26 protein-coding genes and 1 pseudogene are annotated in these 23,234 nt (G+C 41.5%); 5 read left to right on the top strand and 22 right to left on the bottom strand.

The features are described 5' to 3' along the window. Positions 1 to 60: 60 nt before the first annotated feature. The 8 genes and pseudogenes from HT709_RS09685 to HT709_RS09650 all read right to left on the bottom strand — a co-directional run. Positions 61 to 279 (bottom strand): annotated as a pseudogene (locus HT709_RS09685) (hypothetical protein); the annotation flags it as partial. Between the two features lie 22 nt (positions 280 to 301). Beyond that, complete coding sequence (locus HT709_RS09680; protein WP_166727336.1) at positions 302 to 1,546, bottom strand: MFS transporter; 1,245 nt, start codon at positions 1,544 to 1,546, stop codon at positions 302 to 304. Positions 1,547 to 1,731: 185 nt separating this feature from the next. Next, entirely contained in the window at positions 1,732 to 2,601 is an 870-nt protein-coding gene (locus tag HT709_RS09675) for an Rgg/GadR/MutR family transcriptional regulator (protein WP_166727335.1), read from the bottom strand. Between the two features lie 130 nt (positions 2,602 to 2,731). Further along, positions 2,732 to 3,424 carry a methionine ABC transporter permease gene (locus tag HT709_RS09670; protein WP_000444653.1) on the bottom strand — a complete coding sequence of 231 codons (693 nt, stop codon included), beginning with the start codon at positions 3,422 to 3,424 and terminating at the stop codon, positions 2,732 to 2,734. Between the two features lies 1 nt (position 3,425). Then, positions 3,426 to 4,487, bottom strand: coding sequence for a methionine ABC transporter ATP-binding protein (locus tag HT709_RS09665; RefSeq protein WP_000085652.1), 1,062 nt, complete (start codon positions 4,485 to 4,487; stop codon positions 3,426 to 3,428). Beyond that, positions 4,480 to 5,853: a M20/M25/M40 family metallo-hydrolase gene (locus HT709_RS09660; RefSeq protein ID WP_000231811.1), complete on the bottom strand. Its 1,374-nt coding sequence runs from the start codon at positions 5,851 to 5,853 to the stop codon at positions 4,480 to 4,482. The genes HT709_RS09665 and HT709_RS09660 overlap by 8 nt, the downstream gene beginning before the upstream one ends. A gap of 96 nt (positions 5,854 to 5,949) precedes the next feature. Further along, positions 5,950 to 6,804: a MetQ/NlpA family ABC transporter substrate-binding protein gene (locus HT709_RS09655; RefSeq protein ID WP_172925719.1), complete on the bottom strand. Its 855-nt coding sequence runs from the start codon at positions 6,802 to 6,804 to the stop codon at positions 5,950 to 5,952. 153 nt (positions 6,805 to 6,957) lie between these two features. Then, positions 6,958 to 7,788, bottom strand: coding sequence for an amino acid ABC transporter substrate-binding protein (locus HT709_RS09650; protein WP_000724937.1), 831 nt, complete (start codon positions 7,786 to 7,788; stop codon positions 6,958 to 6,960). A gap of 94 nt (positions 7,789 to 7,882) precedes the next feature. On the opposite strand from HT709_RS09650, the gene HT709_RS09645 reads away from it, so the two are divergent. After that, positions 7,883 to 8,026: a hypothetical protein gene (locus HT709_RS09645; protein ID WP_166736624.1), complete on the top strand. Its 144-nt coding sequence runs from the start codon at positions 7,883 to 7,885 to the stop codon at positions 8,024 to 8,026. Positions 8,027 to 8,044: 18 nt separating this feature from the next. On the opposite strand, the gene HT709_RS09640 is transcribed toward HT709_RS09645, so the two are convergent. The 9 genes from HT709_RS09640 to tsaB all read right to left on the bottom strand — a co-directional run bounded on the left by HT709_RS09640 (position 8,045) and on the right by tsaB (position 14,817). Then, the gene (locus HT709_RS09640) at positions 8,045 to 8,368 is read right to left on the bottom strand and encodes an AzlD domain-containing protein (RefSeq protein ID WP_000253927.1); all 324 of its coding nucleotides are present in this window, start codon (positions 8,366 to 8,368) and stop codon (positions 8,045 to 8,047) included. Further along, the gene (locus tag HT709_RS09635; protein WP_023935538.1) at positions 8,358 to 9,053 is read right to left on the bottom strand and encodes an AzlC family ABC transporter permease; all 696 of its coding nucleotides are present in this window, start codon (positions 9,051 to 9,053) and stop codon (positions 8,358 to 8,360) included. Before HT709_RS09635 ends, HT709_RS09640 begins: the two co-directional genes overlap by 11 nt. Positions 9,054 to 9,211: 158 nt before the next feature. Continuing rightward, a complete protein-coding gene (locus tag HT709_RS09630; protein WP_023935536.1) occupies positions 9,212 to 10,438 on the bottom strand; it encodes an MFS transporter in 1,227 nt (408 codons plus the stop codon). Positions 10,439 to 10,509: 71 nt separating this feature from the next. Beyond that, positions 10,510 to 11,175, bottom strand: coding sequence for a CPBP family intramembrane glutamic endopeptidase (locus HT709_RS09625; protein ID WP_023935534.1), 666 nt, complete (start codon positions 11,173 to 11,175; stop codon positions 10,510 to 10,512). A 67-nt stretch (positions 11,176 to 11,242) separates the two neighbouring features. Continuing rightward, complete coding sequence (locus tag HT709_RS09620; protein ID WP_000933471.1) at positions 11,243 to 11,440, bottom strand: peptide pheromone VP1; 198 nt, start codon at positions 11,438 to 11,440, stop codon at positions 11,243 to 11,245. A 289-nt stretch (positions 11,441 to 11,729) separates the two neighbouring features. After that, positions 11,730 to 12,593 (bottom strand): XRE/MutR family transcriptional regulator, encoded by an 864-nt coding sequence (locus tag HT709_RS09615; protein ID WP_023935532.1) that lies wholly within the window; start codon positions 12,591 to 12,593, stop codon positions 11,730 to 11,732. A 106-nt stretch (positions 12,594 to 12,699) separates the two neighbouring features. After that, on the bottom strand, positions 12,700 to 13,710 hold the full coding sequence (gene tsaD, locus HT709_RS09610; protein WP_023935530.1) for a tRNA (adenosine(37)-N6)-threonylcarbamoyltransferase complex transferase subunit TsaD: 1,011 nt from the start codon (positions 13,708 to 13,710) through the stop codon (positions 12,700 to 12,702). Continuing rightward, positions 13,700 to 14,137: a ribosomal protein S18-alanine N-acetyltransferase gene (gene rimI / locus HT709_RS09605; protein ID WP_138699714.1), complete on the bottom strand. Its 438-nt coding sequence runs from the start codon at positions 14,135 to 14,137 to the stop codon at positions 13,700 to 13,702. Before rimI ends, tsaD begins: the two co-directional genes overlap by 11 nt. Beyond that, positions 14,134 to 14,817, bottom strand: a complete 684-nt coding sequence (tsaB, locus tag HT709_RS09600) for a tRNA (adenosine(37)-N6)-threonylcarbamoyltransferase complex dimerization subunit type 1 TsaB (protein ID WP_138699715.1) — start codon at positions 14,815 to 14,817, stop codon at positions 14,134 to 14,136. Before tsaB ends, rimI begins: the two co-directional genes overlap by 4 nt. A 177-nt stretch (positions 14,818 to 14,994) precedes the next feature. Here tsaB and cibA point away from each other — a divergent pair, with 177 nt between their 5' ends. Beyond that, complete coding sequence (gene cibA, locus HT709_RS09595; protein WP_000180841.1) at positions 14,995 to 15,180, top strand: fratricide two-peptide bacteriocin subunit CibA; 186 nt, start codon at positions 14,995 to 14,997, stop codon at positions 15,178 to 15,180. A 1-nt stretch (position 15,181) separates the two neighbouring features. Continuing rightward, on the top strand, positions 15,182 to 15,334 hold the full coding sequence (gene cibB / locus HT709_RS09590) for a fratricide two-peptide bacteriocin subunit CibB (RefSeq protein ID WP_000974046.1): 153 nt from the start codon (positions 15,182 to 15,184) through the stop codon (positions 15,332 to 15,334). 321 nt (positions 15,335 to 15,655) lie between these two features. Here cibB and HT709_RS09585 read toward each other — a convergent pair whose 3' ends face one another. Together HT709_RS09585 and HT709_RS11960 are read right to left on the bottom strand one after the other, a co-directional pair. Continuing rightward, on the bottom strand, positions 15,656 to 15,871 hold the full coding sequence (locus HT709_RS09585; protein ID WP_000282480.1) for a hypothetical protein: 216 nt from the start codon (positions 15,869 to 15,871) through the stop codon (positions 15,656 to 15,658). Positions 15,872 to 16,083: 212 nt separating this feature from the next. Next, positions 16,084 to 16,557 carry a phospholipase A2 family protein gene (locus HT709_RS11960; RefSeq protein WP_240156678.1) on the bottom strand — a complete coding sequence of 158 codons (474 nt, stop codon included), beginning with the start codon at positions 16,555 to 16,557 and terminating at the stop codon, positions 16,084 to 16,086. Between the two features lie 263 nt (positions 16,558 to 16,820). On the opposite strand from HT709_RS11960, the gene HT709_RS09575 reads away from it, so the two are divergent. Together HT709_RS09575 and HT709_RS09570 are read left to right on the top strand one after the other, a co-directional pair. After that, positions 16,821 to 17,054, top strand: coding sequence for a DNA-dependent RNA polymerase subunit epsilon (locus tag HT709_RS09575; protein WP_000639572.1), 234 nt, complete (start codon positions 16,821 to 16,823; stop codon positions 17,052 to 17,054). Between the two features lies 1 nt (position 17,055). After that, on the top strand, positions 17,056 to 18,735 hold the full coding sequence (locus tag HT709_RS09570; protein ID WP_000331986.1) for a ribonuclease J: 1,680 nt from the start codon (positions 17,056 to 17,058) through the stop codon (positions 18,733 to 18,735). A 346-nt stretch (positions 18,736 to 19,081) separates the two neighbouring features. Here the strand turns inward: HT709_RS09570 and mnmG are convergent, their stop codons facing one another. The 3 genes from mnmG to mnmA all read right to left on the bottom strand — a co-directional run bounded on the left by mnmG (position 19,082) and on the right by mnmA (position 22,722). Further along, positions 19,082 to 20,995: a tRNA uridine-5-carboxymethylaminomethyl(34) synthesis enzyme MnmG gene (gene mnmG / locus HT709_RS09565; protein WP_023941038.1), complete on the bottom strand. Its 1,914-nt coding sequence runs from the start codon at positions 20,993 to 20,995 to the stop codon at positions 19,082 to 19,084. Positions 20,996 to 21,004: 9 nt separating this feature from the next. Continuing rightward, positions 21,005 to 21,460 carry an NUDIX hydrolase gene (locus HT709_RS09560; RefSeq protein WP_172925718.1) on the bottom strand — a complete coding sequence of 152 codons (456 nt, stop codon included), beginning with the start codon at positions 21,458 to 21,460 and terminating at the stop codon, positions 21,005 to 21,007. A 140-nt stretch (positions 21,461 to 21,600) separates the two neighbouring features. Then, the gene (gene mnmA / locus HT709_RS09555; RefSeq protein ID WP_001282951.1) at positions 21,601 to 22,722 is read right to left on the bottom strand and encodes a tRNA 2-thiouridine(34) synthase MnmA; all 1,122 of its coding nucleotides are present in this window, start codon (positions 22,720 to 22,722) and stop codon (positions 21,601 to 21,603) included. Positions 22,723 to 23,234 lie beyond the last annotated feature (512 nt).

Genomic DNA, 23,234 nt, shown 5'->3' with positions numbered 1-23,234 from the left:
ACTTCGTCAGTCTTATCTCCAACCTCAAAACAGTGTTTTGAGCAACCTGCGGCTAGTTTCCTACTTTGCTCTTTGATTTTCATTGAGTATGAATTTAAAGATAATCAAAATGATAATGATGGTTGCCAAGATAGTTTTATCGTGATTGTAGCGGTTAAATCCATAAGCGATGACTACGTTACCAATACCGCCAGCTCCAACCGCACCAGCCATAGCTGTTTCCCCAACAAGGGAAATCAAGGTTACAGTCGTCACACGAATCAAATCTGGAAGACCTTCTAGTAAGCCTGATTTGCCTAGATTAAACTTTTTTACCTGAAAAACTTCTTTTTTCTAGTGATAAAATCAACCCTATCACACTCACTACCAAAAATACCCACCAACAAAGCCTGATATCTTGCAAAGCTAAGAAGGAAAATACAGACATCCCCAAAGGTAATGTTAGGGAAACAATCATACTCAAGAGATTATTACTTCGAGCTAATACATCCGCGCTCAAATTAGACAATAACAGAGTATCTAATTTAGGCATTGATTTCGACATCAAATACATGACAAAGGTTAAGCAGGCAACACCTACTAGAGGAGAAAAATCTAAAATATTAGCAGTAGCAAGCAAGACAAACAGACTTGCATTGAGCGATAGCAAACTTGAAAACGACCATTTACCAAAATAATCATTGGGGGTTAGGCTACCAAGAATAGCTCCTCCCAAGCTAACACATTCAATTAAAAATAGGGCTTGAGCATAGCTGAGATGATAGATAGTATGGTCTAATAAGTAAAAGTGATAAATACCTCCAACAGCTCCTCCAAAAGTATTCATTACCAAAATGACAAGGATCATTTTAAACAAAGATTTACTTTCTCTTTGCCTAAAGATATCATCCATGTCCGCATAGATTGCCTTAACTTGTTGAAGTAAACTAATCGACTCATTCTCTACCGTTACAGACAAATACGTCAATTCTCTTCTATTTTTGAACAACATAAGAGAAGATAGTAAAAAGAAGCCAGCATTCACAATTGCAACAAAAGAAAAATTTTGATTGCTGGTTGTGAGTAACCACACTCCTAAGGCTTGACCTCCTAGATTTGATAAATAGGAGACAAACTGAGTAAAGGAATAAGCTTCATAGAGCTTATCTTCCGAAATATTATGCTGGATAATCGGCATACGAAGGCCTGCTGTATAATCTGATAAAATATCCGAACAGATATTAACCATACAGATAACAGCAAACGTTACGAAGTTCTGATCATGAATCACACTAGCAATCAAAAGAAATAGGAGACTTTGCACACAACCAACCCAGATAATTGTCCCTGCTTTATTCCGAGTATGATCAGCCTTAATCCCAACATAAAAAGTAAATAGGAAAGGTAAAATCGTAATCATATTCGCCATAAATACAGCTATATTTTTAAAGGGTAGACTCGCAGCATAAACGATAAATACCAGATTATAAATATAAGCTCCACTTGAGCTCAAAAACCTCGATAAGGTCAGTATTCTAAATAAATGATGTCTTAAGAATAGTTTCATAACAGGCCTTTCTCCATATTTCAAAGAGTATTCTATTGAAGCCAGTATAACAAAAAAAGCGGGACTCCCCACTTTTTTGTAATATATTTTTTCTGAAAATAGGAACTCTAGCTCCTAGATACTGCTATTTATCACTCCATCTACAAATCCATTTATTTTTCATCAGTCGATGTAACGAGAATATATTACAAATCTTTATTTGAAAGCTGATTTGCAAAATAGTTTTCATAGTATCTTGCACCATCTACATACTCTAAATCTTGTAAGATTGTAATGCCTCTCTGGATTTTTTCAAGACCCTTATTTTTTACATTAAAAATAGTATCATAATACCCTTTAGCAATCATATAAATGATTTTAAGATAAGCTTGAGATTCTGGCAATTCTCGTTTTTCAATCTGAAAGATAAAATAATCTGCTTTTAATTTATCCTTTTCCTCTATCGCTTTAAAGAGTCCATTAATTAAAATGGTGTCAATACCAACTTTGTTACTAGGTAAAGAGCCTAATAAATCCGTCTTTTGCAACATCTCCCTAGAATATTTAAAATAGAGGGGCAGAGGAAACAAAGTAGAAATCGTTGAAAATAGTTCCAATTCATAATTTCCCCAGATATCAATAGTAAAAAAATAGTCATAGAGAAAAGTCAGTTCTTCATCCGTTGCCCTTATTTCTGAATCAAAAAACACAAGAAGGCTTTTGATACGAATCATTTGTAAAAGATAGCTTTTTTCACCACTTGATCTATACTTTTGAGTCGTCTCTTCATACAAGGAATGGAGAGAATCAATCCCTTCTCTGTCATATAAATCCCAGATATTTTCTTGAAAAGCCAAAACCTTTTTCTGAGAAAAACCACGTACCAAGTACATAAATTCATTCAAATCAGAATGGATGTTATCTAAGGCAGTAATCAATTTCATAGATGATAAGTCTGCTTCTCCACGCTCAAATTTGCTCAGCATGGAATAAGTAAACTCTCCTCCCGTCGCCTCCTGTAGGGATACATTCCGACTCTTTCTCAATTCTTTAAAAACTTCTCCCAGATTTTGCATATTGACTCCCCACAATGCTTAACTCTCTAACTCATAAAAGTGATGATTGATAGCAACCAGTACAGAAAATTTCAAGTCTTGACGATAACGACAACTCCTATGAATGATGTACAGATTGCCTAGCCCTTTTTTATTTATGGCTCAATTTCTTGGTCAAGAAGTCTCCCAAGAATTGGATTGTAAAGATAATCAAGATGATAATGATGGTTGCCAAGATGGTCACATCGTGATTGTAGCGATTAAATCCATAAGCGATGGCTACGTTACCGATACCACCAGCTCCAACCGCACCCGCCATAGCTGTTTCCCCAACAAGGGAAATCAAGGTCACAGTCGTCACACGGATCAAATCTGGAAGACCTTCTGATAGGTAAACACCCACGATGTCCCAGAAAGTCGCTCCGCTCGCTTGAGCCGCCTCAATGACACCACCATCCAATTCAGCCAAGACAACCTGCACTTGACGGGCAAAGAAGGCAAAGACCGCAAAAGATAGGGGTACGATAGCTGCATTTGGACCAATGCTTGTTCCTACGATTAGATGAGAGAAGGGTGACAAGACTGCCAAGAGAATGATGAAAGGAACCGCACGGAAAATAGAGGTAATCTTATCTAAAATCCAGAAGACGACCTTATTTTCCAAGACACCACCTGGCGCTGTCAAGACAAGGAAAAGACCTGCCACCAGTCCCAAGAGCCCTCCGATGATAAAGGAAAGAACTGTCATATAAAGGGTTAGGTAGATGGCTGTTCCCCAGCCTGCTTGACCAGCCCAGCCCATTTTATAGACATTTGGCAAATAGGTTTGAATCAATGATTCCATCTTACTGTCCTCCCTTCAATACTTTTAGCTGTACGCCTGCTTGACGAATGGCTTCTTGGGCACCTGCCAACGCTGCTTTTTCACCTGACAAGACCACAACTAATTCTCCAACAGGAGTACCATCGAGAATTTCGATATTTCCATAGAGGATATTAGCCGTTACTTGGTAATGCTTATACAATTCATTCAAAAGTGGCTCGTCTGTTGAAGCACCTGCGTACTTGAGCTGTACCAAAATGCTATTTTCAGACAAGTATTCCACGATTTCTTGCTTCTCGATTTTGACCATGGCTTCGTCAATACCTGTGGCTGTTGAGATAAAGTCTTGAGTCAAAGGTTGTTTAGGGTCTGAGAAGATTTCAAGGACACTACCCTCTTCAATCAAATGTCCGTCCTGCATAACTGCCACACGATTGGCAATGTCTTTGACAATCTGCATTTCATGCGTAATCAAGACAACAGTCAAGCCTAATTTTTGGTTCAAATCTTGCAACAAGGCCAAAATCTGCTTGGTTGTCTTAGGGTCAAGGGCAGACGTTGACTCATCTGAAATCAAGATTTTTGGATCATTGGCCAAGGCACGCGCAATGGCCACACGCTGTTTTTGCCCTCCAGATAATTGTGAAGGGTAGTTTTCAGCACGGTCTGCCAAGCCAACCAAGTCCAACAACTTAGCTACTTTAGCCTTCTTTTCTTCCTTGCTGAGTCCAGAGTGTTTAAGGGCAAAGGCTACATTCTCCTCTGCAGTCTTCTGGCTCATCAGGTTAAAATGCTGGAAAATCATCCCGATATCTTGACGTTTACGACGTAACTGCTCTGCCGTCAAGGCCACCTTGCCATCAAAAATCACATCATCGTCAATGGTAATTTTCCCTGCAGATGGCTTTTGCAAGAGATTAATCACCCGTACAAGGGTTGATTTCCCTGCTCCAGAATATCCAACAATTCCGTAAATATCCCCTTCTTGGATGTGAATGGTCACATCCTTGACCGCTGTGATGGTTCTCTTCTTTTGATGAAAAGTCACATCGATCTGATCTAACTTAATAATATCTCTACTCATAGCTTCTAATCAGCTCCTCTACTAATTCAATATGGGTGTAATAATCGGCGATTCGCACATTTTCATCTCCACCGTGGTCTCGGCTATTGGCATTTCCTAGACCAAAGGCCACCATTGGCACCTCTAGGGCATCAAAGACCGTATGCATGGGCCCTGTCCCAGCTGTAGTCGGCAAGACTGAAACGCCCTGTGGATAGAATTTCTTGGCCAACTCGATTACATTGAGAATGGCTGGCGCGCTCATATCGCTTCGATAGCTCATCTCTCCCAAGGTATAGTATAATTCTACCTTATCAAAGCCATTTTTGTCTAGCTGTTTCCGAATTTTTTCCAGAACATCATGCGGTTCTAAGCCCGGAACCAGACGAACCTCTAGCTTGGCACTGGCTTCTGCTGGCAAAATAGTCTTAACACCCTGACCTTGATAACCAGACTGGATTCCTTCTATATTAAGGGCCGGCTCGAAAAAGAAACGTTTTAGAAAGGCCATCCGCTCCTCCTGTAAGAGAGGCAACTCCAATCCATAAATCCGACTAACTTCCTCTGGGTTTCGTTGACCATAAGTTTCTAGCAAGGCCATTTCTCGTTCATTTGGTTCTTGAACTTCTTCGTACAAGCCTTCAACCAAGATACGGCCATCTGCAGCGCGAAGAGACTGTAAGGCTTGAAGGAGGTACCAGGGAGCTGATTCCACAACCCCACCATAACTAGAGTGAATGTCGACATCAGCGCTTTTTACCTTGGCATCAAAAGTCACAATCCCCTTATTTCCACCAGAAATTTCCAGCTGTTCCAAGGCATTTTTGGTCCCTTGTTCCCAGACCAACAAATCTGCGCCACGGAGTTTATCCGCATGTTTTTCCAGATACTTATCCAGATCTGTCGAAGCGGATTCCTCCGCTCCCTCCATGATAAAACTGATGTTGACAGGCAGGTCATCGTGGTGCTGCATGTATTTTCTCAAAGCACTCAAACGAGCTGTGATATGACCCTTATCATCGTCAACCCCACGCCCATACATGAAGCCATTGCGGACCGAAAGCGTAAAGGGATCCTCTGTCCAGACCTGATCCCCATCCGCTGGCACAGTGTCATAGTGGTTATAGAAAATCAAGGTCTTGGCATCTGGACGCGAACTCTTGAAATGCGCCATGACAAAGGGCGCTGTATAAGTCTCATCAATCTCCACTTCAGCCCCAACACGCTTAAAAATCTCACCCAAATAGTTTGCGACTTCCTTAAGTCCAACCTGCTGGGCAAAGACCGACTTCTTAGAAATCAAGGTACGCAAAACCTCAAAATAATGCTGGGCTACATGATCCTTTTCAAATTTTTCAATCTGTTCTTGTTCACTAGGAAAAACCATATTCTCTCTACCTTTCTATGAACTACTCTTCCTGACAATCCATGCTCTATACAAAAGCAAGAGGTGGAATTTTCTCTCCCACCTCCCTGTTTCTTATTACCAAACTGGTTGATCCAAACCGTCTGATGATTCTTCGATAACTTTTTTCACGTCATCTGTGTGGTAAGCTGCGATTACTTTCTTGATAGCATCAGCCTTAGGTGATGTTTCCCAATCTTTTTTCGCAACAATGATGTTGTACCATTGTTTTGAGTTTTCATCAGCTTGTTCTTTGAAAAGTGCTTTCTTGTAGTCCAATTTTGCTTCTGTAACGAAGGTATTGTTTACAACGGCAGCGTCAACTGATGACAATGAACGAGCTGTTTGGCTAGCATCCAATTCAGTGATTTTCAAGTTCTTTGGATTTTCTTTGATGTTAGCAACTGTTGCAAGAGCAGTTCCTGAAACGTCCAATTTAATCAAGCCAGCTGATTGAAGCAAGTAAAGCGCACGGCTTTCGTTTGTAGCATCGTTCGGTACAGCGATTTCTCCGTTTGCTGGGATGTCTTCTACTTTAGTGTACTTGTTGTCACTTCCATTCAAACCTGAGTAAAGGCGGATTGGAGAGATGTAAGTATCAGCAATCGCTACAAGGTCTTTCCCGTTTTCTTTGTTCCAGTTGTTCAAGAAGTTATAGTGTTGGAAAGCGTTCAAGTCTACTTCGCTATCAGCAGTTGCCTTGTTTGGTTGTGAGTAGTCTGTGAACTCTGTAAATTCCAAAGTGATTCCGTCTTTCTTAACCAATTCTTGAACTTTATCCCAACGAGCTTCTTCAGAACCGCTACGGTTGACAGTTGCGATTTTGATAGTTGTTGCATTGTCTGCTTTCTTTCCTGAGTTTCCGCAAGCTGCAAGAGCCAAACCTGCGACTGTAGCAAGGGCTGCTAGGCCAAGCCATTTTTTGATTTTCATGATTCTTTCTCCTTAAAAATAATACCGTACTAGTATCTCATACTTTGTTTTATTTCACAAATTGTTATTAGATAGTCAGATATATAGTTTAAAACTATATATCTAAGAACTGAGAAATCACCCATCTTATTCAGAATGGATGATTTCAAGAAATTATTTAATATCAGCCTCTGCTGGTAGGTAAGTGTCTCCGAAGAATTGTTTAGACAATTTTTCAAGCGTTCCGTCTTTGTAGAGTTCTTTGATGCGTTTGTCTACAAATGATTTCAACTCATCTTGACCTTGAGCAAGAAGTGGGTAAACGTACGGTTGTTGGTCACTTGGAAGTTCAATGACTTTCAAGTTATCCAAACCTTGGTTCTTGATCACTGTTTCAACACCGATTTTATCAAAAATCTTATAGTCAAATTGGCCATCGCTCAAACGTACCATGATTTGTTGGAAGTCTGCCTTAGTATAGTTAAGGATAGTTGGGTTATCCGGGTGTTCAGCGTTGTATGCTTCTAACTGCTTAGCTGATGTAGTGGCTTGAACGACTTCCGTCGATTTTCCACCGATATCAGCGAGAGACTTGATACTAGAGTCATCTTTCTTCACTACAAGGACATTAGGGTTTTGGGCAATTGGTGCGGCATAAAGGTATTTCTCCGCACGTTCTTTAGTGTAGCTAAGATTGTTGACAGCCATATTGTAACGGTCAGCGTCAAGACCTGCAAAGACACCTGACCATTCTGTCTTTTCAAACTTGACATCATATTTGTCAGAATCTTTAAAGATAGCGCGAACGACTTCAATCTCGTAACCAGTCAATTCGCCATTTTCTTCATAGATAAATGGTTTTGGCGAGCCATTGGTTGCAACGATGATTTCTTTCTTGCTAGCTGCTGCTCCTTCTTTCTTAGCACCACCTGAGCAAGCTGCTAAAACACCTGCAGCAATAAGCCCTAGAGCAGCAAGAGATGAGTATTTAACGATTTTTTTCATGTCATTTCCTCCAAAATAGAATACCTTATAATCTTAACAGAAAAAGAGCATTTACGCCATTATATGATATCTATCTCTGTGATAAGTTTTTTTTATGGCTGATTTATACTCAATGAAAATCAAAGAGCAAACTAGAAAGCTAGCCACAGGTTGCTCAAAACACTGTTTTGAGGTTGGAGATAAGACTGACGAAGTCAGTTACATATACCTACGGAAAGGCAAAGCTGACGTGGTTTGAAGAGATTTTCGGAGAGTATTAAAAGACCAAACGCAAGACGGCAATCAAGACCACTCCAAAGAGAACTGTTCCGACTAGATTGCGGTAGCGAAAGGCTACCCAAGCTGTTGGAAAGACGGCTAAGAAGTCCAGCCATTTGATTTGAGGCAAACTTCCAACCTTACCTGCCACTACGCTTGAAAGAATCAAGGCAAAAATAATAGAGACGGGCAAGAACTTCAAAAAACGCTCAACGATCGCAGGCAAGCCCTTATACTTGACCAAGATGAAGGGAATCATACGGGGAATCCAGGTCACAAGACCAGAGAAAATAACTGCTAATAAAAGATACTTACTGACCATCTAAAACCACCCCCATGCTACAACCAAGTAGCGTCGCAAACAGAACAGCTAGCGACTGAGACACCACTGTCAAGAGTAAAAAGAAGGACACCGCAACAACTGCTAGGATAATGAGCAGATTGCGGACAGGAATCCGTCTTTGCATAATCTGAAATTGCGAAGCAAAAATACCGATAAACATCCCAACTAGGGCAAAATCTAAACCAAAGATTTCTGGATTTGGTAACAGACCACCCAGAGCCGTTCCGGCAACTGTTCCCACAAACCAAGCCACATAGCTGTTAAGATTGTTTCCGTGCATCCACATAGGATTGACCTTGTCTGCATGGGCCAATTCGCCCATCAAAACACCATAAGTCTCATCCGTCAAGATACTAGACATACCGATATTGTGCCAGAGACTAGTATGACGAAAATAGGTCGACGCATGCAAACTCAACAAAAAGAGACGCAAATTGATCAAAAAAACCGTCATAGCAATGGCAGCCACAGGCGCTTGAACCGCAATCAGGGCCAACATGGCAAACTGGGCGCTCCCAGCATAAACAAAGAGGCTCATCAAGCCCATCTCAACAGGTGTCACATAGGGCGCACCGATAATCCCACAGGCAAGTCCGATACTGACATAACCAAGGGCCGTTGGCATGGCTGCCTGCGCTCCCTCCCAAAATCCTTTTTCTTTCATCTTTCTCCTCATATTGTCTTAATAGGTGGGCTGAAAAGACTCCAGCCACAGCATGGACTATTATAACACATTCAGGAAAGAGAAAAAAGTCTGTTGATTTTGACCATCATAAAAAGACTGGCAATCCAGTCTCAAACATATATTAAACAAATTCTCCGCTAAATACTTTCACGAATATTCAGAAGCATGACAAAGGCAACTAGAAGAAATAGCAATAAAACAAAGCTAACTGCCAGAGTTCCAAAGCTAGTAGCAATGGTTACCAAAGCTATTGTAAATAAGCTAGGTAAAACAACCGTAATAGCACCGATAGAAGATTGAACTGCTCCCATTGACTCCTCAGGTATTTGTTTAAAGACGAGTTCTTGCAATCTAGGAGAGAGAACACCTGCGAAAAAGGCATCCAAGGTACTAAAGATAAGAATCCAGTCAAAACGAACTGTGGCAAATCCTACTAGAAGAAGCAATTGGATGACAAGTGAGGCATAGAGAGCTGTTTTTATAGAAATCGTATTTTTCAGATAGCCACTTACAAGACTTCCGACAATCAGGGCTGACAGTTCAAAAGTGGATAGCAAGGCAAGAGATTGACCTGTTTGTAAATTCAAAAAGGGTTGATTCCTCAAAAACAGAGTAGAAACAGGAACTGTAACATTTATCACTGCTTGACTAATAGAAATAATAAACAAAACTAAGAGCACCTTATTCATATTCCATATCAATTTCGATGATTGGAGCAAATGCTGGCAAAAGGATTTTACAGAGAGTCCTTCTTGATAGCTAATCGTTTTTTCTACTTTCAAGAGGTCAGTTTTTATGAATAGGATACCTAAAAATGCGATTAAAAAGGTAAGAGCGTTCAGTAAGGAAATAAACTGGATGGATAGAATACCTAATAAGACTCCTCCTAAAATATTACTGATTGTTTTCACTAAACTAACAGTTGACTGTTTAAATCCAATAGCTTCTGCCAGATGGTCTTGTCCAATAATTCTAATGAAAATCGGAGTGAGCATGGCGCCTGAAAAATAACTCAATGTGTCAGACAAGAGGTTAATCAGACAAATAAAGGCTACTAGTACTAAGGAAAAGGACTGCCCTGAAAGCGATAAGGACACTATAGAGTAAAGCAAAAATTTTGCAAAACTAATAATTGTATATTTCAAGACACGATGATGTTGAAAATCCGCCAAAACTCCCAGAAAGATTTGTAGAACTTGGGGCAGGGTTTCTGAAATCGTGATAAGTAAAATCGCCAAAGGAGCAAAAGAGGCGTCTGCCACATAATTCAAAAAGGCCAGATAAAAAATCGTATCCCCAACCGTTGAAATCCACTGGTTGATGGTTAATTGCCTAAAATCTCTATTTTGAAGAAATACTTTCATTATAACTCCTTTTTAAGTTCAAATGGGAATCTTTCCCCAGAAATAGACCGCGATACTACTCACAACCAAAATTACAGCAACGGTAAAATTTGACCAATGCCATTGTAGACTATATGCAGTCCAATAGGCCAATAAATGGACTTGGTTACTCTAAACAAGATGGCAAATATGAGGCCACCACCCATATATACAAAAAAGTCTGTTAAAACCCAACCGTGATTACTAATGTGCAAGACCCCAAATAAAATAGCAGAACCAAGTACATCTAGTCCCCATTTCTTTCCTTTTTCCAGAGCTGTCATCACCAATCCCCGATAAATCATGTCTTCAAAAATGGGACCTGCTATAACAGGATAGAAAAAATACATCAAAAATGCTGTAGCTCCTGTAAAAGTAGGAACATCCAGTTGATAAGCAATTTCATTTTTGGTAGGAGGGAAAAGAAAAAAGGTGACGAAATTCCAAACAACAAAAGCAAGCAGAGCTAGGAAGGAATAGAAAAGATAGGATCCTTTAAACTTTCTACTCTTGATTTTCTGCCATTTGCCTGACTTAACCATAGCAAAAAAAGCAATAAAAACGACAAGAAAATGCAACATCATATCCGACAGATAATAACCAAAGTCAGATAGAACAAGAGCAAAGTCGCTAGATAAAACCAGACCACTAAGGTACTGATAAGCAAGGACGAGTAGAATCGCTATAAAAAAGTAGTATCTTGAAGTTATCTTTCCCATTTTATTTTCTCCTATACTATGAAATAAAGACAGCCCCTACCCAAGAAAAAGGCAAGGACTTTGAATATCAATAATGGCGACGATTAACAGTGGAAGAATCATGGTTAAAATATTTCTCCCAGAAATTAGTGATTGACCAAGACGTTCCTAAACCTCCCCAACTACCACCTGGGATAACGGCATTATACCCAAGTTCCCCTCCATAAACTGTCTCCAACTCAGCTTCTGTCAATTCCATTGTTTCTGCAAATTGTAAATTTAACATCTTTTACACTCCTTCAATTATCTTCATTTGTAAACCACTTCTGCGACCTAGGATTTGCTTCAAATGTTTTACAAGGACAGTATAACACGGAAATTGGCTTATTTTAGAAAATCGCATATTTGATATTTTTTCTTATAGAAATTTCAGATTTGCGATTTTGGTGAATTTGATTACTTCTCTGGTATAATAAAGTTATTACTAACAAGGAGGGATATAATGATGAAGAAAAGAAAAATACAACTGATACTCCTGCTTATTTCGGAGTGGGTTATTGTCATCCCGTTTTTAACTAATCGATAAACTCTTTGTATTGCTGCAAACGCAATTCAAAAAGGGCTGTCAATTGTGGATTTTCTAATACTTGCAGAGATTGGATAAAATTTTCAATCTCTTTTTGGTTGCTTCCCTTGGTTTGAAGAAAAATACTCATTTTCTTTAAAAATTGCCACGATACTTTCTCAAAAACATCGTACGGACGCAACATGCTCTCCAACTCGGCTTCGAAGATTGGGATGTATGAGAAAAGTTTTCGCTCCATGAGCTCTGATATAATATTCAGAAAGCCACTTTTCATATACAGTCTATTATGTACCAACTCTTTAAATTCTTTGGATTTTTCGAGTAAGGAGGTTGATAAAAAGATCAGATCTTGATTGCTCAAGAAGGGCATAGTATTGCAAAAGAGATAGAGTTCAAACCAGGTCCAAGACTCGATAGCATAGAGATAGGTGGTCAAAAACTCGCTATCCTCCTCTGCTAGTGGGTAGCTTTTATCTAGTGAGTGGATGGCATCTTTGATTACAATAGCATTCAAACGACGATAGGTCTCTGCCATCTGTTCTTGCTTGATTTTCTCCAATAGTTGCTCTAAGCCAGCGATATCTTGGTGGGCAAAGCGATCCACAACCTTTCGACCGATTCGCATATGTGGAGATTCTTGATAGTTGTTGAGCTTGTGCCCAAACTCATCAAAGGTCACATTTATACCTTGGATGGCTAGGATCAACTTATCTGCAGATAGCATAGACTGCCCTAGTTCGAACTTGGATAGCTGAGAAGCTGTTAGACCCTCACAAGCCACATCTGACTGCTTGAGCTTTCTAGCCAAGCGCAGTTCCTTGTAAAATTCCCCCAATTCCATTCTCTCAATCATCTTGCCACCTCCTAGCTTTTGCATATTATATCATTATTTTTATAGTTTTGTCAAAATATTCTGACATTTCAAAGGGTGAAAAAGCCAGCCTTAAGCTGACTCCATTTTATTCCATGGTATCAAAAGCGAGACTTGGTTTGGCATTGAGGTCCAAGCTTGCAAAGTTTTCTTTGTTCCACTCGCTGACGCTGGCATAGGCAATCATACCTGCATTGTCTCCGCAGAGGCGCAGAGGTGGGATGATAACCTTGACATCTGTGATTTCGGCCGCTAGGCGTTCTCTGAGGCCTTTATTGGCTGCTACCCCACCTGCCACGACAAGGGTTTTAACAGGGTATTTCTCCAAAGCCTTCTTAGTTTTTGCCATAAGAATATCCAAGACAGCTGCTTGGAAGGAAGCACACAAATCCTCTGTGGACAAGCTTTCTCCCTTTTGCTCGGCATTGTGGTGAAGATTGATAAAGGCCGATTTCAAACCTGAGAATGAAAACTCCAGATTATCCTCCTTAATCATGGCACGAGGAAAATCATAAATATCCTGTCCCTGATGAGCTAGCTCGTCAATCTCACGACCGGCAGGATAGGTCAAGCCCATGACACGGCCAACCTTATCATAGGCCTCCCCAACCGCGTCATCTCGCGTTTCTCCAACAATCTTGTAGTCCCCAGCCTCCGAAACATAAACCAACTCTGTGTGTCCACCGCTAACCAAAAGGGCTAGCAAGGGAAACTCCAAAGACTCCACACTCTGAGCGGCCATGAGGTGACCAGCCATGTGGTTAACAGGAATCAGCGGAAGTCCATGAGCCCAAGCAAAGGCCTTAGCAGCTGACAAACCGACTAGTAAGGCTCCGACCAAGCCCGGTCCATAGGTAACCGCCACAGCTGTCACGTCCTCTTCGGTAATCCCTGCTTCGGCTAACGCCTCCTCGATACAGGCTGTAATGACCTCTACATGGTGACGACTGGCTACTTCCGGCACTACGCCTCCAAAACGTTTGTGACTCTCAATTTGACTAGCAATGACATTGGACAAGAGCTCATCGTCGTTTTTCAAGACGGCGACACTGGTCTCATCACAGGATGTCTCAAATGCTAAAATATATCTATCCTTCATCTATTTCTCTCTTCATGATAATGGCGTCCTCGACTGGGGCATGGTAGTAGGCCTTTCGCTCAGCGATGACTGCCATCTTTTCTTTCTTGTAAAATGCTTGCGCTCGTTGATTTGACTTTCTGACTTCGAGGAAAATCTCCTTATCTGTCGGCAACTGAGCAAACAAGGCTGACGCAATTCCCTGACCCTGATAGGCTCCTTTGACAGCGATTTGCAAGACTTCTGCCTCAAAGATATTTTCCTGCACAGCTAGAAATCCAATCACTTCTGCCCCATCATAAGCCAGAGCATACCAAGTCTGATCTTGAGCCAGGTCTGCTTGGATTTGCTCCAGTGCCCAAGGACTGACTGAGTAAACAGCTACCATGACAGCGTAGATGGCTTGAGCCAAGTCAGGCTGTTGTTGGATTCGTTTGATTTCTATCATAGGCGTTTAATGTAAGACTCGCCAGACTCGGTGTGATTCTTGAGCCAGTTTTCCTCAGCCTCGACACGCTTGAGGTAGTTAGGCACAAAGTCGTGTAAGGAGTCTGCTTCCTTGTCCCAGGCCAAAAGAGCAAGATTGGCTGCATTAGGCAGGGTTTCTTTGAAATTAGTCCTTGGCAAGTGTTCTTGAATCTGCTCCACAAAGGTGCCAACTTCTCCGACAAAGGTTACCTGGCTAGCACCCTTGATTAGCTCAATCACTCGCTCAAAGGGCAGGTGTGCTTCTGGCATGACAGGTTTGGCATTTTCATAAAATCCTGCGTAAACATTGTTGCGACGCGCATCCATCAAGGGGACAAACAAACCTTCTTGTTGGTAGGGCACCAGAGCCAAGAGACTCGACATACCAACCAACTCGATGTTCAGGGTATGAGCTAAGGTCTTGGCAGTTGCTACCGCAATTCGCAAGCCTGTGTAGCTACCTGGCCCTTCCGCCACCACGATTCGGTCCAAATCCTTGGGCGTCCAATCCAAACTTGCCATCAAAAAATCGATGGCAGGCATAAGGGTAATACTGTGATTTTTCTTAATATTAATCGTCGTCTCGGCAAGAACCTGCTTGTCCTCTAAAATAGCCAGAGAAAGAGCCTTGCTAGACGTATCAAAAGCTAATACTTTCATAACACATTCCTATCTTTTTGTCTGCTTACTATTATACTACAAAAGCTGGCACATGGGAATTTTCTTTATCCTCAAACAAGAGTGCCCTCACTTAACTAAAAATAATTTAAAAAAATGTTCACTTTTCCTTTTCTTTTACGAATATAAAAGTGAACAAGAAAAAAGGAGGAAAGTTCAATGACAAATTTTGACGTTCTTGACAATCAATTTTTATCCTTATCTGAAAATGAATTATCAGATATTGATGGCGGTCTCGCTCCCTTGGTTATCTTTGGAGTAGCAGTATCTTGGAAAGCTATTGCAGGTGGAACAGCACTTATAGGTTCTGGTTTGGCAGCTGGTTATTTTTTAGGAGGAGATTAATATGATGAAAGATTTGAACAACTATTGTGAAATTTCTACTAAGGAATTGCAAGAAATAAAGGGTGGCTTTGGTGTAGGTGTTGGTATCGCTTTATTTATGGCAGGTTATACCATTGGAAAAGACCTTCGTAAAAAGTTTGGTAAGTCATGCTAGATAAGAAACACATTTTTAGAAGGATAAATTTTATTGTCTTCATCTCTTACAGTTTGCTCAGCATTCTCAATGATTTAAACATGACTACTATCCCTTTACCAATTGATCTATCTGTTTGTATTGTTTTATTTTTATGCTTCAACTCTATTTTTGAGCAGAACAATGACTCCCATAAAAATAATAAGCTCTGAAAATTCCATTGTCATGTCATTTTAGAAAAATGCAAAGACCACCTCATCTTGATAGATGGGGTGGAATTTTCGTGTCATAAATTTACTATCTTTTGCCACCAAACAAAAAGCCCCAGCATAAGCGGGGCATCTAAGCATTTAATCCAAAGTAAAATACAAACCAAACGACATAGGTTACAAGGAGGAGAAAAAGCGAGTAGAGAGTCACAAAGGTAATTTTCCACAAGAACTTGGTTTGTCGTCGTTCCAGTTTGGTAAATAGAAGATTACCCGCATAAACGCAAGCAACAAAAACAATAAAAGCTACCAAGCGAGCTCCGATAGCAAAAGCAAATAAGTTATACATAGAGCAACCTCCTTAGTTTAAATTTATCTTAATAAGTAAAGTGAAATATTGCATATGCATCTAATTTCAGTGGCATAAACACATCTACAAGTGCCTATAAACAGAAACCTTAAAAGATAAGTTAAAACTTATAAAATAAGATTCTGTTCATAGACACCAATACTCATATCAACACTTTTACGTAACAACTCATATTTTACAAAAACTTGGTCTTATACGAATCTAGAAAATAGAGCCACAGCTGCTCTTGCATATGCTCCTTTAGTTGTATTCCAAGCATTATTTGCTACAATAGGAGATAATCTTATTAGGAATGCGGCATTGCAACTTCTATTATCTGCTAAAAATCCCTTAAAACACTTATCATGATAGAAACAAGCCATATCTAAATCATCAATAGCTGGAATAGAATATCCATTATTTCCATAACCACAATAATTACCATAAGAGCCTATAGGAAAAAGAGAGCGATCCATTCTAGCCAAATCAGTTGACTCTCCGTTAGTCTCTATATCCGTTACGATTTCGTTTAAAACACGCCCTACCTCCAAAGCTTCATTATCTAAACCAAGCTCCTCTGCTTTATCTAATCTAACTACAGGGAAACCATGTTCATTCAATTCGGTAACTTTATCCAATTCAGAAGTATCTATAAAGTTAAACATAATATCAATAGCACTAAACAATATAGTTTCCGAATTATTTCCTTTCCAGCTTAGACTATTTCTTTCTATATATTATAGCACATACTTTTTGGAATTGCAAGCGTTTACCAAGGAAATCGTCCCATGACTTTCTCGTTTCCGTCTTTTACTAATTTTTCATTTTGTGGTATAATTGAAATAATTGTAACGAATCAAGGTCAATCTAGACACAAAATGGAATGAGATCAAGCAAATCTATGCTAAAAGTTTGGAATAAGCTGACCTGTAAAATAGAAAGGAACTATATGATTTACAAAGTTTTTTATCAAGAAACAAAAGAACGTAGCCCACGACGTGAAACAACACGCGCACTTTACCTAGACATCGATGCCAGCTCAGAACTTGAGGGCCGTATCGCTGCTCGCCAACTTGTCGAAGAAAATCGCCCAGAGTACAATATCGAGTATATCGAACTCTTGTCTGACAAATTGCTAGATTACGAAAAAGAAACTGGCGCCTTCGAAATTACGGAGTTCTAATATGGCCTATACTCTTAAACCTGAAGAAGTCGGCGTTTTTGCCATCGGTGGTCTGGGAGAAATCGGGAAAAACACATATGGGATTGAATACCAAGATGAGATTATTATCGTCGATGCTGGGATTAAATTCCCAGAAGATGACTTGCTTGGTATCGACTATGTCATTCCTGACTACTCTTACATCGTGGACAATATCGACCGCGTCAAGGCTGTTTTGATTACCCACGGACACGAGGACCACATCGGTGGGATTCCATTCCTGCTCAAGCAAGCAAATGTCCCTATCTATGCTGGGCCACTTGCCTTGGCCTTGATCCGTGGGAAACTCGAAGAACACGGCCTTCTGCGCAACGCCAAACTTTACGAAATCAACCATAATACTGAGTTGACCTTTAAAAATCTCAAGGCAACTTTCTTTAGAACGACTCACTCCATTCCAGAGCCTTTGGGAATTGTCATTCATACTCCTCAAGGAAAAATCGTTTGTACGGGTGACTTCAAGTTCGACTTTACTCCAGTTGGAGAACCTGCAGACTTGCATCGTATGGCTGCCCTTGGTGAAGAAGGCGTGCTTTGTCTTCTGTCTGACTCAACAAATGCGGAAGTGCCAACCTTTACCAACTCTGAAAAAGTCGTTGGTCAGTCCATCATGAAGATTATCCAAGGCATTGAAGGACGTATCATCTTTGCATCCTTTGCCTCAAATATCTTTCGTCTCCAACAAGCAACAGAAGCCGCTGTTAAGACTGGACGTAAGATTGCGGTCTTTGGTCGTTCTATGGAAAAAGCCATTGTCAACGGAATTGAGCTTGGCTACATCAAAGCTCCTAAGGGAACCTTTATCGAGCCAAATGAAATCAAAGATTACCCTGCAGGCGAAGTTCTCATCCTCTGTACAGGTAGTCAGGGTGAGCCGATGGCAGCCCTCTCTCGTATCGCCAACGGAACCCACCGTCAGGTGCAACTCCAACCCGGTGATACCGTTATCTTCTCTTCAAGCCCAATCCCTGGAAATACGACTAGCGTCAACAAGCTGATTAACATCATTTCTGAAGCTGGTGTCGAAGTTATCCACGGTAAAGTGAACAATATCCATACATCTGGACACGGTGGCCAGCAAGAGCAAAAACTCATGCTCCGCTTGATTAAGCCAAAATACTTCATGCCTGTCCACGGTGAATACCGCATGCAAAAAGTCCATGCTGGACTAGCAGTGGATACTGGTGTTGAGAAGGACAATATCTTTATCATGAGTAATGGTGATGTGCTTGCCCTTACTGCTGACTCAGCTCGTATTGCAGGTCATTTCAACGCCCAAGACATCTATGTCGATGGAAATCGTATCGGTGAAATCGGCGCAGCTGTCCTCAAAGACCGTCGTGATCTATCTGAAGACGGTGTCGTTTTAGCAGTCGCAACTGTTGACTTCAAGTCGCAGATGATTCTATCTGGTCCAGACATCCTCAGCCGAGGCTTTGTCTACATGAGAGAGTCTGGCGACCTGATTCGCCAAAGCCAGCGTATCCTCTTCAATGCCATTCGTATCGCACTGAAAAACAAGGATGCTAGCGTGCAATCTGTCAATGGTGCCATTGTCAACGCTATTCGCCCCTTCCTCTATGAAAATACCGAACGTGAACCGATTATCATCCCGATGATCCTCACACCAGATGAAGAATAATACTCTTCGAAAATCTCTTCAAACCACGTCAGCTTCGCCTTGCCGTATATATGGTTACTGACTTCGTCAGTTCTATCCACAACCTCAAAGCAGTGCTTTGAGCAACCTACGGCTAGCTTCCTAGTTTGCTCTTTGATTTTCATTGAGTACAAGTCAACAAAACAGCCCCGTCTTCGGAGCTGTTTTTCTCTATGCTTTCTTTTGAGATTAAAACTCAATGAAAATCAGACCAGAAGGCTAGGAAAATGCATAACTTGAGTTAGCTCCCATAGTTCGAGGAACTATGGGAGGCTGGATATGAATCAAAGCCAAGCTTTGAACTCATTCGTAAGAAGCCGACGACGTATTATTTTGATTTTTGAAGAGTTTTAGAAATACTACGATTTTTACCTTCAAGATACACCATCAAAATAGAAATGTCTGCCGGGTTTACTCCCGAAATACGGCTGGCTTGGCCGATGGTTTCTGGATTGATGAGTTTGAACTTCTGACGGGCTTCAGTTGCGATAGAATCAATATCATCCCAATCAATATTGGCTGGAATGCGTTTTTCTTCCATCCGTTTCATCTTAGCAACCTGGTCCATGGCTTTGGAAATATAGCCTTCGTACTTGATTTCTGTTTCAATCAATTCGATAATCTTGTCATCCAAGTCCTCTGCAGCTGGTCCGATGAAGGCCACCACATCTTGATAAGAAACTTCTGGACGGCGAAGGAATTCCTTGGCTGTCACTGCATCTGTCAACGGCTTGAAGCCCATCTCCTCAACCTTGGCATTAGTTTCCTTGACTGGCTTGAGTTTGATGCTGTCTAAGCGTTTCATCTCATTGTCAAATTGATTTTTCTTGATTTCAAAACGAGCCCAGCGTTCATCATCCACAAGACCAATCTCACGTCCCATCTCAGTCAAACGCATATCAGCATTATCATGACGGAGAATGAGGCGGTATTCAGCACGACTGGTCAATAGACGGTAGGGTTCAATGGTTCCCTTGGTCACCAAGTCATCAATCATCACTCCGATATAACCGTCACTGCGCTTCAAAATCAACTCAGGTTTACCTTGGATTTTCAGAGCCGCATTGATCCCAGCGATAATCCCTTGGCCTGCTGCCTCTTCATAACCTGACGTTCCATTAGTCTGACCAGCAGTGAAAAGTCCGGAGATTTTCTTGGTTTCCAGAGTCGCACGCAACTGGTGTGGCAAGACCATATCGTACTCGATGGCATAACCTGTTCGCATCATCTCTGCATTTTCCAAACCTTTGATAGAATGAACCAGCTCACGTTGGACATCCTCAGGCAGACTGGTTGAAAGTCCTTGGACATAGACTTCCTCTGTATTGCGCCCTTCTGGCTCTAGGAAAAGTTGGTGGCGTTCCTTATCCGCAAAGCGCACAATCTTGTCTTCAATCGACGGACAGTAACGAGGTCCCACTCCCTTGACCACACCTGTAAACATAGGCGCACGGTGGAGGTTGTTTTGGATAATCTCATGACTGGTACCATTGGTGTAGGTCAACCAGCATGGCACTTGATCCTTGACATAGTCCTCATCACGTGAAGTGTATGAGAAGTGATTAGGCGCTTCGTCCCCTGGCTGAATCTCGGTCACATCGTAGTTGATAGAAGAAGCCTTGACACGTGGAGGTGTTCCTGTCTTGAAACGACCAATTTCGAGTCCTAATTCCTTAAGATTGTCAGCAAGGTTAATAGAAGCCAAGCTGTGGTTAGGACCTGATGAATACTTGAGGTCTCCAATGATAATTTCCCCACGGAGGGCCGTTCCTGTCGTCACGATAACAGCCTTGGCAGCATACTCTTGGTGGGTAGCTGTACGGACACCGACAACCTTACCATCTTCAACCAAAATCTCATCAATCATGGTCTGACGAAGGGTCAAATTTTCTTGATTTTCAACCGTCTTGCGCATTTCCTTAGAGTAAAGTTCCTTATCAGCCTGCGCACGAAGGGCACGGACAGCTGGCCCCTTCCCTGTGTTAAGCATCTTCATCTGGATGTAAGTCTTGTCAATGGTCTTGGCCATCTCGCCACCGAGGGCATCGACTTCACGCACGACAATCCCCTTGGCAGAACCACCGATAGAGGGGTTACAAGGCATGAAAGCCAGCATTTCAATGTTGATAGTCGCAAGCAAAACCTTACAACCCATACGGCTGGCAGCCAGGGAAGCCTCAACCCCAGCGTGTCCCGCACCAATTACAATAATATCGTATTCTTCAGTAAAGTTATAAATCATATTTCTCTCCTATTTCTCAAGATGAATGTGTCTTAGTTGGCCGTCCCAATCTGGTAAGGCTGTTTTTAAAAAGGCTGGGACTAGTTGGAAATCCTGGAGCTGGTCCAAGTCAATCCATTCACAAGGCTGCCTCTTCTCATCTTCCTGCATGGTCAATGGGGCATCTTCAAGCAAATCCACCAGATAGTGAAATTCGATGTTGTGATAGGAAACACCGTCCTGTTCAAAACGATTTTCAACCACGAAAGCTAGTTGCCCAGCTTGAGCTTTGACCCCCAGTTCTTCCCTCACTTCACGGACTACCGCATCTTCCGTGCTTTCATTGACTTGGATAGCACCGCCGATAGTATAATACTTGCCCTTGTCTTTAGTAACTAGAAGCTTGCGATTTTGAAGAATCAAAGCTGTCGCCCGAACACCAAAAACCGTATTGTCTACTTTTGTCCGAAAGTCTTGTTGAGTCATTCTTGTCCTTTCCCTTAAACGACACAAAAACAGTCAAAACTACAAAGAAGTGCAGGACAAAAAAGCCTGCAACATCCATGAGCTTTGACCATCATTTCTATTGCTGTTATTATTGTAGCAAATTGAGAAAATTTGTCAATCTAAATGTACTGACAAACTTGTCCATCGCGGTAAGCATTGTCAATCAAACCACCACCTAGACACTCTTCGCCATCGTAAAAGACAACTGCCTGTCCTGGTGTAATCGCGCGTTGTGGTTCCGCAAAGATGACCTCTGCCTTGTCTCCTTTGACATGGACGGTCACCTTAGAGTCAGGCTGACGGTAACGGAATTTAGCCGTACATTCTAGCGTAAACTCTTCTGGCATTTCACGAGTAAAGTGGACTTGACTGGCTTCTAGGCTAGTTGACATGAGCGAATCATGGTAGAATCCTTGTCCTACATAGAGAATATTCTTGCTTAGATCTTTTCCGACAACGAACCAAGGGGCATTGTCACCGCCGTGTTGCCCACCGATACCGAGTCCGCCACGCTGACCGATTGTATAGTACATAAGACCTGCATGCTCGCCCATATCGCGACCATCCACAGTCATCATGCGACCAGGCTGAGCTGGCAGGTAGTTGCTGAGGAAGTTTTTAAAGTTCTTTTCTCCGATAAAGCAAATCCCTGTCGAGTCTTTCTTCTTAGCAGTCGAAAGGCCTGCTTCTTCTGCTAGTTTTCGAACTTCAGGCTTTTCCAAATGTCCTAGTGGGAACATGGTTTTTTGAAGTTGTTCTTGCGAAAGTTGGCTGAGGAAATAGGTCTGGTCCTTGCCATTGTCCACGCCACGAAGCATGTGAACAGTGCCGTCCTCATCACGCGCCACTCGAGCATAATGCCCAGTCGCTACATAGTCTGCCCCCAAGGTCATGGCATAGTCCAAAAAGGCCTTGAACTTGATTTCCTTGTTGCACATAACGTCCGGATTTGGCGTGCGCCCTGCACGGTATTCCGCTAGGAAATACTCAAAAACGCGGTCCCAGTACTCTTTTTCAAAATTGACAGAGTAGTAAGGAATACCAATCTGGTCTGCCACCGCAGCCACATCCTTATAATCTTCGGTCGCCGTACAGACGCCGTTTTCATCTGTGTCATCCCAGTTCTTCATGAAGATACCGATCACATCGTAGCCCTGCTCCTTGAGCAAAAGAGCCGTCACCGACGAATCAACACCACCACTCATCCCCACAACAACACGTGTTTTAGAGTTATCACTCATGGTAAGTCTCCCATCTATTCGTTTATTTATACCCCTCAAAATTCTATTTACTATGACTTTCAATAGAATTTCTTCGAGTATAGTCTTTTCGTTTGCTTTTAGGACTAGGCAACGAGTCGCAGGCATAACTTGAGTTCGCTCAATTAGTCTGGGAGACTGATTGAGGTTATAAATCAGACAAGCTCAGCTTGAATCTCATTTCGAGTTAACGACGTAATAAAAGATAAACGAAATGACTAGTTCACGATTGAAGGTCGTGTGTGCTTTAACGATTGAAGGTCGCTTGAGCAGTATTCATTATAACATGCTTGGTTAGAGAAGACAAGGAAAGGAGCCAATCTTGACTCCTTTATTGAAGAAATTGTTTTAACCTTGTCCTTTCTTTTCTAAGCCGAAAATGAAATGGTAATCGATAAAGATGCCCATGATTGAATAGGCACATAAAATATCCTATACTTACCTTCCATTATTCCGTGATTGAATGTATTTATACTGGACTAAAATCAAAAAAC

Origin of the sequence: Streptococcus sp. 1343, from assembly GCF_013277355.1 — a bacterium.
Lineage (GTDB): Bacteria > Bacillota > Bacilli > Lactobacillales > Streptococcaceae > Streptococcus > Streptococcus pseudopneumoniae.
This window is presented reverse-complemented; position numbering and strand designations above follow the sequence as displayed.